The sequence below is a fragment of the Pseudoalteromonas luteoviolacea genome (assembly GCF_001696455.1).
Lineage (GTDB): Bacteria > Pseudomonadota > Gammaproteobacteria > Enterobacterales > Alteromonadaceae > Pseudoalteromonas > Pseudoalteromonas luteoviolacea_C.
In genome coordinates this window covers 177,241-191,154 of sequence record NZ_MAUJ01000003.1, presented here as the reverse complement: position 1 = coordinate 191,154, position 13,914 = coordinate 177,241, and the positions used below count along the sequence as shown (strand labels likewise).

At 38.3% G+C, this 13,914-nt stretch carries 11 protein-coding genes and 1 pseudogene; 7 read left to right on the top strand and 5 right to left on the bottom strand.

Annotation, left to right across the window (positions count from 1 at the left end; translation table 11 throughout):
• The first annotated feature begins 4 nt into the window (after positions 1-4).
• From A7985_RS11640 to A7985_RS26495, 3 genes and pseudogenes are all read left to right on the top strand, one after another.
• Positions 5-466, top strand: coding sequence for a hypothetical protein (locus tag A7985_RS11640; RefSeq protein ID WP_065790639.1), 462 nt, complete (start codon positions 5-7; stop codon positions 464-466).
• A gap of 515 nt (positions 467-981) precedes the next feature.
• Positions 982-1,182: pseudogene (locus A7985_RS27170) on the top strand (transposase); the annotation flags it as partial.
• Positions 1,183-1,446: 264 nt separating this feature from the next.
• Positions 1,447-1,764 carry a hypothetical protein gene (locus A7985_RS26495; RefSeq protein WP_065790638.1) on the top strand — a complete coding sequence of 106 codons (318 nt, stop codon included), beginning with the start codon at positions 1,447-1,449 and terminating at the stop codon, positions 1,762-1,764.
• Positions 1,765-2,120: 356 nt separating this feature from the next.
• On the opposite strand, the gene A7985_RS11630 is transcribed toward A7985_RS26495, so the two are convergent.
• A complete protein-coding gene (locus tag A7985_RS11630; protein WP_176716735.1) occupies positions 2,121-3,209 on the bottom strand; it encodes a helix-turn-helix domain-containing protein in 1,089 nt (362 codons plus the stop codon).
• Between the two features lie 252 nt (positions 3,210-3,461).
• On the opposite strand from A7985_RS11630, the gene A7985_RS11625 reads away from it, so the two are divergent.
• The 3 genes from A7985_RS11625 (at position 3,462) to A7985_RS11615 (ending at position 5,911) form a co-directional block, all read left to right on the top strand.
• Positions 3,462-3,896 carry a DUF6326 family protein gene (locus A7985_RS11625; RefSeq protein WP_065790636.1) on the top strand — a complete coding sequence of 145 codons (435 nt, stop codon included), beginning with the start codon at positions 3,462-3,464 and terminating at the stop codon, positions 3,894-3,896.
• A 91-nt stretch (positions 3,897-3,987) separates the two neighbouring features.
• Positions 3,988-5,391: an FG-GAP repeat domain-containing protein gene (locus tag A7985_RS11620; RefSeq protein ID WP_065790635.1), complete on the top strand. Its 1,404-nt coding sequence runs from the start codon at positions 3,988-3,990 to the stop codon at positions 5,389-5,391.
• A gap of 154 nt (positions 5,392-5,545) precedes the next feature.
• Positions 5,546-5,911 carry a hypothetical protein gene (locus tag A7985_RS11615; protein ID WP_141685338.1) on the top strand — a complete coding sequence of 122 codons (366 nt, stop codon included), beginning with the start codon at positions 5,546-5,548 and terminating at the stop codon, positions 5,909-5,911.
• A 27-nt stretch (positions 5,912-5,938) separates the two neighbouring features.
• On the opposite strand, the gene A7985_RS11610 is transcribed toward A7985_RS11615, so the two are convergent.
• Complete coding sequence (locus tag A7985_RS11610; protein WP_065790633.1) at positions 5,939-6,979, bottom strand: helix-turn-helix domain-containing protein; 1,041 nt, start codon at positions 6,977-6,979, stop codon at positions 5,939-5,941.
• 246 nt (positions 6,980-7,225) lie between these two features.
• On the bottom strand, positions 7,226-8,197 hold the full coding sequence (locus tag A7985_RS11605; protein WP_081310531.1) for a haloalkane dehalogenase: 972 nt from the start codon (positions 8,195-8,197) through the stop codon (positions 7,226-7,228).
• Between the two features lie 338 nt (positions 8,198-8,535).
• Between A7985_RS11605 and A7985_RS11600 the strand changes: the two genes are divergently transcribed.
• Positions 8,536-8,745, top strand: coding sequence for a hypothetical protein (locus tag A7985_RS11600; RefSeq protein ID WP_065790632.1), 210 nt, complete (start codon positions 8,536-8,538; stop codon positions 8,743-8,745).
• A gap of 302 nt (positions 8,746-9,047) precedes the next feature.
• Here the strand turns inward: A7985_RS11600 and A7985_RS11595 are convergent, their stop codons facing one another.
• Positions 9,048-11,996 carry a hypothetical protein gene (locus A7985_RS11595; protein WP_065790631.1) on the bottom strand — a complete coding sequence of 983 codons (2,949 nt, stop codon included), beginning with the start codon at positions 11,994-11,996 and terminating at the stop codon, positions 9,048-9,050.
• A 1,052-nt stretch (positions 11,997-13,048) separates the two neighbouring features.
• Positions 13,049-13,471 (bottom strand): hypothetical protein, encoded by a 423-nt coding sequence (locus A7985_RS11585; protein ID WP_065790629.1) that lies wholly within the window; start codon positions 13,469-13,471, stop codon positions 13,049-13,051.
• Between the last annotated feature and the right edge of the window lie 443 nt (positions 13,472-13,914).

Sequence of the window (13,914 nt, the reverse complement as noted above, 5' to 3'; positions counted from 1 at the left end):
TGAAATGGGACAGGTATGGACTGAAGTGCAAAAAGATTCGTATTGCGAAAAATACTTTAAGAAAATAGAAAGCTTGACTGGACTGCAAGATATAATTGGGATGGTGAAAGATGTATTTCAATCGAAAATGCCAATCCCAAATCACTTGATCTTAAATATTAGCTTTCATTTTGAAACTTCTTTGATTTATATATATCTATGCGATCAAAGTGATCTGCAAGAAGAAGTCGGCGTGCAGGTAATTTTACAAGTGACTCCTTTTTTTTCGCACTTTGACGAAATTAAAGATAGTTATGATACTGACCCAAAGTTTAACGAAGCTGCTACCAAAGAACTGATTTTGAAGTACAGGGCTCTGTTTGATAATAGCTGTATAGCAGAGCTCTCTAGTTTAGGATTGGATATTAAGTTTTTTAACTATGGCTGGGATTGCTCAACTGGTAGTGTTACATACACTGAAAACTGACTATGTATTCTAGCTATTAGTTCCATTCATGAATAATAAAAATTTAACTGGACAATTATTTTAAGTCTTCTGGTATTTTACTATTCATGTTAGCCAGCGCTTCGGGCGCATTTTAGCAGTAGAATTGATTACGCTTATCCAGCAACTATCGCAACTTGTGCCAGCGCCACTAACTGGTGGCACTGGTTATTTTAATCTCTTCTACTGTATTGATGTGACTAGTTCTTCTGTTTAACAATGCCCATAGTAATTGTCATTATATTCGCTAGAGGACTTCGAGTATCTGTCTTTTGAGCTCAGCTAAGCTTTTTGGTGGTGTAGGATGGTCAAAAAGAAAATGAACGAGAAGAGGTAATTCTGAAAAGCAAATGAAGTTCAGAAACAGAGTTTTGCTAGAAGTGTTGTCACGAATCAAGTTCAGCTCAATGGCCTTTTTAGTAAGAAGTTCGTAGATCAAAATAGTGTTCCTGATCAAAATAGTGTTCCTGATCGAATTAGAGGGTTGTTGAACGGGCAAACGCGGATGTATCACAGACGCTCAGCCCATTTTAGCAAGGCTCAATATCCAACCAGAGAATTGGTTAAAGCTTACCACTCAGTTTACTAAAGTGTTCAAAGGCTCCGTGGGTAGGCCTGATGCTAAGCAAAAGTATTGTGAGCACTTAAAGTTAAAACGACGAGGCAATCTCACTCAGTGTAGTGAATTACTCGCTTAGTCTTTAATATACCGTAACACGCCAACTTTAACGTGACTTTTAAAAGTTACGTGGTTAGTCATGTCTGAAATCCCGACAAAGTTATCAAGTTAATCAATTTATCAAAGGCTCAAAGGAATAATTTAAATAGACAGCCACCATAAATTTTGGGGTGTTTTACTGGGCAGTTTCAAAGTAAATGTAGGACAGTATTTTATTTGACGGGGTTTTAGATAGAATCAATGGTGATATGACGCCCGATGACGGGGCATAGGGGTAGGATAGATGATAGTAGATACATTTCTTGCCAAAGTAACAGTTAAATATAGAAAAAGGCACTCTGAATTTCCTGAAATCTTATTAGGAGAAAATACCAGATTTGATATAGACACAGATGAAGGCAAAGTTATTGCAAACCTCTATGACATGGAAAAAGCAAAACTTAACATTGGAGAGCAGTGCGAAGGTTCGGTTAGTGCTCGCTGGATTGGCGGAATGGAGAAAAGTTTTTTAGAAAATACTTCATTGCCAATTTTAGTAATTGGAGAAGAGATTGGCGAAGTAATAATTCATTCGTATTCCGTTGAAAGAACTGAAGAGTAGCCTCGCAATTTCACGGATAGTTTTATTTTGATAGTGAAACCAGTTAAAAATCAGATTTCGTTCTGTGTAACTCAAAAGCGAGTATTTTTGACCCATCGTGCACCTCTATCATTGTTAAAATAAACTATAGGTGGTGCACTTTAATTTAGAATATAGACTATTCACCTCAGCCAGCGCTTCGGGCACATTTTATAAAAGTAGTGAATGCAGTGACATACATGGAGTGTCCATATAAGTCATGTATAGTCATGATATCTATCAGTGTTAACAGCTATCTATGTTGCAAATAAGCTGCGACTATACACATTTAAATTTGAACCCATCTTACTTATATAGACCCACTGTAAGTCAGCTTTTTAGCTATTCACATGCGCCTTTCTAAATTCACTGGGGGTTTTACCTGTGGTTTGTTTAAATGCTTTGTAAAAGGATGAGCGGGCATTAAATCCTACTTCCAGTGCAATATCGAGTACAGTGCTGCTATTGGCTAAAATTTTCGGCTTTGCAGCTTCAATACGCCATTGATTAACAAAGTCAAAAAAGCTGATAGCCAATGTTTCATTCAGCGTTTGTGAAATATAGTTTGGCGAAATATTAAGGTGCTTTGATAGTTTTTGTAATGACAGATTTGGGTCTAAATAGAGTTTATCTTGCTCCATCGCTGAGTTGACCTTTATTGCAATCCGCGCTGACTGTGCTTCATCAAGGGCTGAGCGTTGATATTTATGAGTGGTGGGGTCCTTTTTAGGGGGCGTATTGCCGTGTTCTGTGGTCATTTCTTTAATGACACAGCCGGCTTGCATAACTAATACGGGTTTTTGTTGTAGGCCAAAGTGGGTAATGCACCAGATTAAAAGTAGAGACAGCAGCAACTCTGTATTGCTATTAAACATGGCGTGATCAAACAAATTAGAGGTAAATATTGTCACAACAGAACAAAGCCATACTCCAATAGCAATAAAAAGTAGCCAATTCAGCCAGTTAAGCTCTTTATTTTCGTGATTCGAAAAAATGTCTTTTAATCTTTTTCGGTATTGATTCAACCTACGTAAAATCTTTAGCAAGGTATACGCACATTGTGTTAACCAGAGCAGCATCATAATTAAAATACAGGCCAGTAATATGCTAACAAAAGGAGCTTCGACATCCTCATCATGGATGAAGATAGCTGCATGAATGTGCTCAGGTAGAAACAACATCATCATAGAAATCAGTATGGCTGGTGCTACTAAGCCGTAATGGCTCAGCTGCTTTTTTTGTAACTGCCAAGGCCTGTCTGCTGTAAGTCCTTCTACATAAAACCACAATGACGGGCAAAGTAAAAAGAGGGCTGGAAACGCAAAGGCTGTGTACAAAGGGTAGTAATCAGATAACACAGAAGAAATGGTAGAATTTAAGGCCAAAATACCACTGGCGAATAAAAATAGTGCCAACGGTAAATTCATAGCGTGCTTTGTTACTCGTAATAAAAGAATAGGCACACTAATACAAACTTGGCCAACAATTATCATAGTCAGAATCATTTCTATAGGGTCGGCCAAATTCTGTTCCTTCTATCACTCTGTCTTTTAGAGGTTTAAATATAAAAAAGTGTCCGCGCTTATAGTCTCGGACGACCTAACTATTTATAAGTTATATCGTTTAGTTCCGTCAACTATCGCCAAACATAGGGCTTAAATTAAAACAACGGAGCTAATATGAATACAATAAAGGATACCTCTCCTCCATTTGAAGATTACCAAATAAACGTAAAGCTGAAGATTTCAGCGCTGTGGATTGCTGTGATGTTTTGTTATGTCTACGGTGATTACATTCAAGTGTTTGTACCTGGCATTATGTCTGAGGCGCTGCTCGTCAGTGCTGACAAAGAGGGCATTCAATTTGAATTCTTTGCAGTCGCATTATTAATGTCCATACCAAGTGTCATGGTTTTTCTAACTTTAGTATTAAAGCCTAGTATCAATCGTAGATTAAACATCATCATCCCGAGTTTATTTGTTGTGCTACTTGTGTCCCTTAATTTGGAAACCGTGTGGGGCTTTTATCTTTATCTTACGGGACTGGAAGTTTTGTTGTCTTTAATGACGGTTTGGCTTGCTTGGAAATGGCCAATGACCGAAAGCATAGATTAGGCATAAAAGAGAAAGCCACTAAGCGAATCTACAAAGAATTTATATCGATATATTACAAATAATTAAGACGTATTTTTAATGGACTTTTAATATGAAAAGATTACTCCCTCTTACTTTATTCAGCAGTTTGATTTATGCATATGACTCAATCGATTTACAATACAATGCCAATGGTAAACTCATCATGTCAGAGACAGAATCTGCTTTTGTCGCTGGTAATGGTGATTCGGCCTACTTACAGAAAGTCGACCTGAAAAGCAAACAAGCAACTCAGTTGGTTTTACCAGAAAATCCGATTATGTATAGCCTTGGTAAGCTGGCAAACCTCAAAGGTCCTCAAGCATTTGTGCTAACAGAACAGGGCATTTTTCATGCGGGTACAACAAAAGCTCGTAAATTGTTAAATGCAGACTCATTGTTTAAAGCTGGTACCTATTCTCAGTTTAAATATCAAACATTTACGTTAGACACAAATGGTGATGACTTGACTGACTTTTATCTACCCGGTGTCAAAGCGCAGACTGTTTATGTCCAGCAGGAGAGTGGTCAATTTACACCAATTACATTGCCGTTGAGTGCAAAAACAGTCACGCATGCAACAGAAAAACAATTGATGGTCAGTCATACATTGCCTCAATTTCCTACACTTGCTGACATAAATGGAGATGGCATCGATGATTTGATGTTTCATGAGCCAAAATCCATACAGTACTTTTTGGCAACCAGCCAAGGTCCAAGTAAAGAGCGGAAAACACTCTTTACAATTGATAATACCAGCAAGCAGCGTATTGAAAGGTTAAGGGACTTCAACAATGATGGTCTTCCGGATATTCATGTCATAGAAAGCCTCTCCGAAGGTGCTGATAAAGAGAAAGATTTAGACAGCGAAAGTATCCACAGAATTTTCTTTTCGAAGCAAATGAGCAATGGGTTGGTTTTTAAAAACAGTCCAGATATCGAACTTACTTTGGAGGAAACAAGCGCCATTGCTAACATCAGTGATTTTGATGGTGATGGGCTAAATGATTTAGCGGTAATTTCTTTCGATATTGGTTTTATGGATATTATTTCAATCGCCAGTGCAGCGATGGAGAATGAAGAAGTGATACTTGATAGCACTATCAGTATTTTTAAGGGAAAAGCTAACAACCAGTTTTCAAAAAAAGCGGCCTCCAAGAAAAGTGTTGAAATCGCAATGAATATGAGTGAGTCAAGTGATGCTACTGGTAAAGGCATTATATTCAAAGACTTCAATGGAGACGACTTAACTGATTTATTGATAAGGTCAGATACCCATGAGCTTAAAGTTTACTTTGGCGATGAAAAAAGGGGGTTATCGCGTAGACCGAAACGCATTAAACGCTTGCTGCCGGAGTCTTCAGGCGATATTTACAGCTATGACCTTAACCAAGATGGCAAAGAAGAAATCGTATTGAAGGTCAATGATAAAAAGGAAGGCTTCAGAGTGGAAGCCATTCATATCAGCAAGAATTAAAAAGCGCCTCTAACCAAAATTGATGGGTATGGATATGTGTGTATTTTATACTTTTTCGTTATTGGGTAAATGAACTTGTAGCGCAGAGAATTCGAATGATAAAAAGTTTACGTTGATCAATTTGCTACTGTTTGTACTTGTACAGGGTATCCATTTGCATAAGCCTGTTTTTAATGGTTTGCTGGAGTGGTTACCAGCAGAAGCGCGATATAAGTACGTAAACTTTATTTTAGAAGGTGATAAATTTCAGCATCTAAAAGTAGTTACCTTGGAGCGCCTTTTGGTAAAGAAATATGGCGTAGATGTTCAGGTACTTATTGCTCTATGTGATAGAACGAGTAATACTCTTGGCGAACCACTCCCCCAATTAGCTGTAAGAGTTATATATCAAAATTACCATGATCATCTTGATGATTTATTAGACTTTTATAAAAGTGACAAGCTCTCGGATCAAGCCATTAAAAGTCAAATAAAGAGGATAGAAAAGCACTGTTTGGTCACTCCGTGTAAGTCAATATAGGAAAACCATAAGGGTACACTCAATAAATCATTGCTTTGCGGTCTGGCTGAATTTCGTTTTATACTCGCCAGGAGACATATCAAAGGCTTTTTTAAACTCACGGTAAAAAGTGTTTTTGTTGTTAAATCCAGCGTCTAAATAGAGTTCTGACACTTTAGTTTTTTTGTTCGCGAGCTTTAGAATTTGCGCAGCTTCATGAACTCGATATTTATTAACGAGCTCATAAAAGTTGGTATCTAGATGTTCGTTGAGTAACTCTGATGTCTGATTATTAGTCAAATTTAACGCTTTTGACAAACAGTTCAACGACAGTTCATTCTTCAGGTGAAGCTGCTCTTTTTCAAACAACTCGACCAATCGCTTTTTTTGTTGGTTTGCCAAATCGGGGGCAAGCTCCAACACTCTTGTTGGCTTTGTCTGCTTTATTTTCAGGATGTCTATAAAGCCTTTAGAGAGCATTAAAATATAGATAAAAGTCAGTGTGTTACTCAGATCCCAAAGTAAACGTAAATATTCTGACCCCATTTTGTGAAGTGTTACTTGAGCAAAGTAAGCGCTGGAAACGACCAGAAAAAACACAACGATTGCTTTCTTACTGATCAATAGCTGAGTGCTTGCTTTGATGTTCTCATCTTTACCAAACCAAGTCATCTTTACGAGTAAAAACTGATAAAAGAGTACATGAAAAAAATACAGTAAAGCTAAAAGTGTTGGGATCTCTTTTTGCTCTACTAACCTGCCTGTGTAAAAGATAACAAACGGAAACAAATGAAGAAGTGTTTTAGCATAATCAAAATGCTTTTCTGATTTAAAAGTGATGTAAAAATATATAGCAGGACCAAGTAAAAGCAGAGATGAATGCACAAATGCGATAAACGGGTACGGCATATAATTAAAGGCAAGACCTATATACTCCAACATAGGTGTGGAGAGCAGCAACCAAAATATAAATAGCGCTATCTTTTGTTCAACCGCCAGTCTACCTTGGATCAATGCCAGTGCAATGGTTACAAACACAACGTAAGCAGCTGATACAATGTAAAGTATTTTGAGTGACTCTGCTATCACGTTAAATCCTTTTATAAACAATGAGGTAATTTGATCTTAATACACTAACGCACAATGGAAGAATGTAAAGGGTACAAAGATGATGGTTTCTAATACTCAGTGTATATCGCTACAATAAAAGGGAAGGAAAGTTTAGATTGTACCTTGATGTATTAAAGAGTAAAAAGGACGAGGGGCTGGCCGTAATCAGCACAAAGCCCCAAATTATCAGAGTCTATTTATTCAGCGGGTTGCCCCAGTGACGTGTCAATCATCTAATTGGCGTAGCCATTCATCTAGTGCACGGCCAATCGCGTCTGGTTGGTCTTCAGGAAGATAATGCAGCCCTTGTCCAACATAGGCCGTCTCTAATTCTTCAATATTGTCTACATACCAATCAAGTACCTGAGGCGAGCGCTCAACACTTGGTGAGCTGTAAATATACAAAGCCGGCATGTTAGTTTTACGCATAAAGCGTTTAATACCGCGCATTAAGCGGTCGGCTTGAGCGGGCTCTCGAGCAATAGGTAATTGGTTTGGCCAAGCGAGTAACGGCTTTCGAGACTCAGGAACAAAGTATGGTGCACGATACATTTCCATCGCAAACTCACCCAATGTGCGATTAACAGAAGCTGGCAAAGCTTGCTCAATCCACATATTCTGGTCAATGACCAACATTGGCCCCAATACAGGATCTCTGAGTGTTCTAAAAAAGTCAGCAACAGGGCCTAGGCTTTCATAGCTTTCGGCTGGAAATTGTGGAGGTAAAACGCCCTCCATAAAAGCAAGCCCATCTACTTTTCTCGGGTGTCTTTTCGCATAGAGCCAAGCAATTGCTGCCCCCCAATCATGGCCAACTAAAATGATTTCATCGAGATCTAGTCTATTTATAAAGCGACTGAAATACTGATATTGTTCTTTAAACGTATAATCAATATCAGGCTTTCCAGAATCACCCATGCCGATAAGGTCAACTGCAATGGCCCTATGTGTATCGGAAATATAAGGCATTATGTTACGCCAAGAATAGGATGACGTTGGGTTGCCATGAACAAACACCACGGCTTTACCTTCACCTTGCTCTAAATAGGTCATCCAACTATCTTTTACTTCGATAGCGTACTGTTCGATATTATGCGTTTCCTCAATAACTGGCAGTGGCAGTTTCACACTGCTTGCAGCCATAAATGGAGTCGACACTCCTAATAATGCTAACAGTAAGATGCGTGCATAAGTCATTTTATTGCTCCTTTAAATTATTAATTTACCTACAGCGCTCATCCAATTTATACGGCATAAAAAGCGTATGTTTCTCTTTAGTTAAAAATGAACAAGTAATTATATTAGTTTATTTTTCAGATAGTTAATTTGGTCATTTTGGTTATTGGGATTGTTTTAAACTGAATTCCAAACGTGTTCAATCTATAGTACAGGTACGATTTAACTTATACAGTGGCGCAAGCGTTTGAGGGCTGTAACCATGGAGACATGGCTCACACATGTTTGTATGGCACTGGCGTTTGTGAGTTCGATGCACATTGGAGTTGATATGTGAATTTGGTGGCACTCAGTCAAACATGGCAAGTGCGAAACCCGACAGGTTTGATTGTGCCCTTATAGAATTGATAAAAGAGGCATTTCGCTCGGGAGCTGACTTCCCCTTGTTGGGTAAAGCGCTGACGTTAGCAGCATCGGACAACATTGAATCGCCAGACAGTCGTATCGTCTTAGTAACAAAGGACTCGCACGTTAAAGTGTTGACTGGTATTTATCCATTTAAAAGATGAATAGGGCACTATATGCTCAGCGCACATGTCGAGTTGAAGAATGCTATCTGAGTGGTAAATATGTTTTTACATTCCCCATGGCACTCACCACAAAGCTAACAAGATGCTAGTCTATTTCCTCATTTTTCTTTGTCGCGAACACACTACACATATTAGCCTTTTCAAATTCAACAACTTGAGCTGGTGGATCAAGTGGGATGTCACATTGATTCGAAATTAGCATACAGCAATGTGACCGTATTAGGGTATTTGTCATCTGAGGTGCTGGCACATGTTGTATGTGCCAGCTTTCGCCAGGCTGCCTAGTTAAAATAATACGCCATTGAGCACATGTCGCCAGTACAAGACACGCCGCGATCTAGCGAAAAATAATACATCTGTTCAATTGAACTTACGTCAATTTGCGACAACGAGTTGTCATGCAAGTAAAGGTAGTCTAATTGACTGTTATTAGTTAGATCGAGTGAAGATAGTTGGTTTAAACGTGCATCTAGCGTAAGTAATGCTGAAGCTGCAGATAAGTCAAGCTCAGTCAATTGATTGTCGCCAACCCTTAACATTTCGAGCGAGTCTACACCCGAAAGACTGATGGATGTGAGGTGATTTTCATCTGCATGAAGGTAGCGTAGAGAAGGTGCGTTTTTTACTACCAACTTATCTAGCATATTTTCATTTAAATTAATACTTTGTATTGCAGTTTGGTTTGTAATGTGGATTGAGGTCAACTGATTGTTTGAGGCACCTAAGCTAGCCAAGGCTGTGTTATTGGTAACATCCAATTGCGTAAGTTTATTACTGGATAAATAGACGTCCCTTAATTGTGCATTGTGAGATAGGTCAATACTGGTCAGCCCATTTTCCTGAGCATGTAGATAGAATAACTTACCGTTTGAAGATAGGTCTAGTGTGGTTAGTGCATTACCGTTGACGTATAGATCCGTTAATTCTGGGTTGTTGGAAACATCTAGCATTTTCAGCGCATTGTGGCTTACATTTATGTAACTCAATTTTGAATTGTGCGAGAGGTCAATGTTAGTAAGTGGTGACCACTCGACACGCAGATTGTTGATTTCAGGCACAACCGACAGGTTTAGGCTGTTAAGTGGCAAGTTGAAAAGTGATAACTCACTGAGTTTAGGGTGCGCGGATAAATCTAGTACTTGTATTGGCATTGAACTCAATTCCAGATGTTCAAGTTGTGTAAGCTTAGATAGAACTAAGTCGTCTAGATGATGGCTACTTACCCTGAGCTCCTTGACTAGGGGGGTGACAGAGAGATCCAATTGAGTCAGTTGCGGGCCATCAACAATTAGATGTTCAAGCTGTGAGTTGTTGGTTAAGTCGAACTTAGTTATCTCCTTACTTATAACTGTTAGCTTCTTAAGTAACGGATTATTAGCCGTATCCAGATGTCTAAGGTGCCACGCCAAGACATACAACTCTGTGAGCGAATTATTCGAAGAAATGTCGAGCACATTGAGTTGTGAATTTTGTATTTGCAGTGTTTGCAGTGCGGTGTTGTTGTTTACATCTAGTGCAGCGAGTAACTCGCTTTCAATTGTTAATTGGGTAAGTGCGGTGTTTTTTGACACATTCAATTGTTGCAAACTATTTGCAATTACACTTAACGTTTTTAGCTCTGTATTTTGGTCTAGTTTAATGGTTTTCAGCTGGGACCCAGACACCGACAGTTCTGTAAGTGCTTTGAAATTAGAAAAATCCAATTCGGTAAAACCATCACCAGAAACTGACAGCTCAGTCAGTGCCTCATTAACAGGAAAGCTCAATTGCGTTAGCTGGTTATTCGACAACAAAAGTGCAGCTAGCTTGGGGCTTTGAGAGATATCTAACTCAGTCAACTGGTTATTCTCTATGTTGAGCTCTGTGAGGTTAGGTAGTGCAGATAAGTCTAGGGTGGTGAACTGATTATACGAAATATTTAAATAGTTCAGTTCTGGATTCTTAGACAGGTCTATCGCGGTTAACTCATTATTATGCAGGTCTAGTGATTTCAATAGCGGGTTATTTTGCAAGTTAATGTTTGTCAATTCAACTGAGGACAGGTTGATCGACTCCAGCGCTTTATTTTTGCTGAGATCAACTTCAGAGAGTAGGTTATTGGTCACGGTCAAATATTTCAGTTGCGTAGCGTCAGAAATGTCCAAACTGGTCAGTTGGTTGAAATGCAGATCTAGGCTATCCAGTTGTTGCGTATGCGCTAAGTTTAGGTTGGTTAATGGAGTGCTGTAAATAAAGACATCCGTTAGGGCTGCGTTTTGCGATAGGTCCAGCTCTGTAATTGCCACGCCACTGAGCATGAGGTGACTTAGCTTAGTATTGTCAGAGAGGCTCAGGTTTTTAAATGTCGTATTGTACACACTCAACTTTTCAAGGTTTACGTTTTTATTGAGGTCTAAGCTGGCTAATAAATGACTCTCTATATTTAGGCTGATCAACGCTTTGTTGTTTGACACATCCAAAGTTTCTAATTGGGCGGCGCCTATTTTAAGGTAACTAAGCTCATCGTTTTGTGATAAATCCAGCGATTTGAGTTGTGCACTACTAATATGTAGAGCTGTGAGAGCTTTGTTTTTGGAGACATCTAAAGTGAGTAACTGACTATCACTCACGTGTAGGGAGTTGAGTAAGGTGTTGTCCGAAACATCTAACGTTTCTAGGAAAGGGCTTGAGATACTCAATGAGGACAGCTCCAGATTCTCTGAGATATCTAGGCTAACCAAGTTTTGATTGTACAGGTCTAAATCATGAAGCTTTTTAAAGTGCTTAATAGCTTCAGTATTATTAATGGGTTTATCACAGCTCAAGTAGGTGACTTCATCAACGTACTGGTAATTATTAGTAGAAGTTAAACACTGTGCAAGTGTAGGGTCTATATTCAGTTCACTAAGCGCAGTTCTAGGTTTAAATTGAATATCAACAATACAGTCTGCTTGCATGTTTTCAATGGTATATGTGTCACCGCTCAGTGTGCCGCCACATCCAGTAACAGAGTCTGTGTAATAGCCCTCATCTGGAAACAATATTAAACTAGTACCGTAACCCTTAGGTACTGATTGTGTGGCAGGGTTAACGCTGCCAACACCGTTTATATTAGTATTCAGGGTAAAAGTTCCCGCAGGTTTTGTGGGAGAAGAAGTAACTGTGTCATTATTGTTACTACCACCGCCGCCGCAGCCAATCAGAAAAAGAGATAGGATAACTGCCGTAGAGAAAATAGGTTTGTGTGTCACTGGAATACTCCAAATGCGTTAAAGTTAGATTGCCATATGTCAGTTATTCGGTGTGTTCTGGCAATGTATTTGGCCTATTATAATTGAGTAAAAAATGAAATTTATAGTTTATTTAATGAGTTTTTATCTTTAAATGAATTATAGTTAAGTATTTTTCAGGTAAAAAGGTAGGGCGGTGAGGTCGTTATTTAATTAAAGATAATAGTGTAATGATAAAATTCTGCTTTTAATTTTTATTTAGTTAACAATCTAAGCAAATTTAATGAAATGAAGGCTGAGCAGTTCAAAGTAACTTTAGAAGTCGAGTCCATTAGTATGAAGTTTATCATTGAAGAAGTACGAGAAGATTGTGAGGCGCTTTTAAAACTTCAGATCCTCAAAAAAAGAATAATTACCTTTAAAAACTCAGGTCGGCGATTCATGATTCGGAGAGTGATTTTTATTCAGTTTGTTGTTTTATAGGTAATAATATTTACAGATAATCTCATCAGATAGCGCGTTTTAAGTAAAAAATTTGTAAAACAGGAACTATTACAAACTGAGCATATTTTTAAGAGCATGGAAAATAAACTTGGTAAAGTTTGCATTATTGAATTTAGCAAACTAACCAGCGAAGCATTGGTTTAAAGGAAGTGAAGAGAAAAAACTATAGACGATACCTATCTAAACTTTACCAATGATGCTGACATCACCTATTCCTTAAGAGCAAGTTGGGCCTCATCTTAAATTATTCCAACCAATCAACTTGGTCTAGATATAGCCCTAAATTGAGCAGCACAAGCTTTTTTCTATGGTTATAAACTTTGCCAGCTAAACGGATGCAGTTTAAAGGTGATACTCCGATGGGTGCATAATAGCTTTCACTGGCTCTGACTACGCACATGACAGAGGCTTCGGTGGAAGTACATGCCAGATACGTGTGTAGTATTTATCCAGGGTTGTACCCAATGGTAACGAGTTGTTATTAGGAAAATTATGTTGGAAAAATATGATTTGGCGGCGAAACAAAATCAGCATAATTTTGTCTACCTTTAAACAGCTTGTTAAGCTGATTATTCCGCATAATAGCTAAACTCGTGATGAAAAATATAATCTTTATATACCTTTTCAATTTCAGTTTTTAAAGGCGCATTGACGAATATGCAACCATTGCCATATTGAGCAATTTTACAAATTGTTGAGTCAATTATTTGATTCATATTTTTCTTGTTATACTTTTTTAGTACTTCCATTTTTTGGATAGGATAAATTTCTTTTTTATTGGCTGGGTTGTAAATAACAGCGCTTTCTAGTCTGATTCCACTAATTTTTAAGTTATCTAAAAACACAGCGAAACTTTCGCTGACTAAAATATATCCACTAACTAGTAGGATATCATATAGAACACCTGGCCCAACAATTTGAAAACGGCCGTCTTTTAGCTCGTATAATTGTGCTGAATCTTCAGGTTCGTCAATTTCGTAATATGTGCTCATATAAACTCAACCGTATACTGGCTTGAATTAGTAGATGCCTCGCTGACCCAAACTAAGACATATACCATATATTTAATACTATTCAGCACGTTAACAGCTAACCTTTGCGTATTCAATGCCCAAAGAAAACCAACCTGTCTTTTTGTCCTACACTGTTCATACATGTCAGCGCTTTGGGCGCAATTTAGCAGTAGAATCGGTTGCGGCTTTCCCTGCAATCATAGTAAGTTGTGCCAGTGCGCTACGAGGGTGGCGCTAGGAAAACACGAATTTAAGTTTCAACGATGAAAATGGCCACTGATATGGCGTTGTGAGAGTGTGTTAGCAATGACGTATTACGGGTCGGAGGGCAAATAGTGAAAGTGCTTTATCAGATACTAGGAGTATTATTTTTCATGATTACTTTTATACCTTTTTATTTTTCATTAAAGATTCCTGCAATG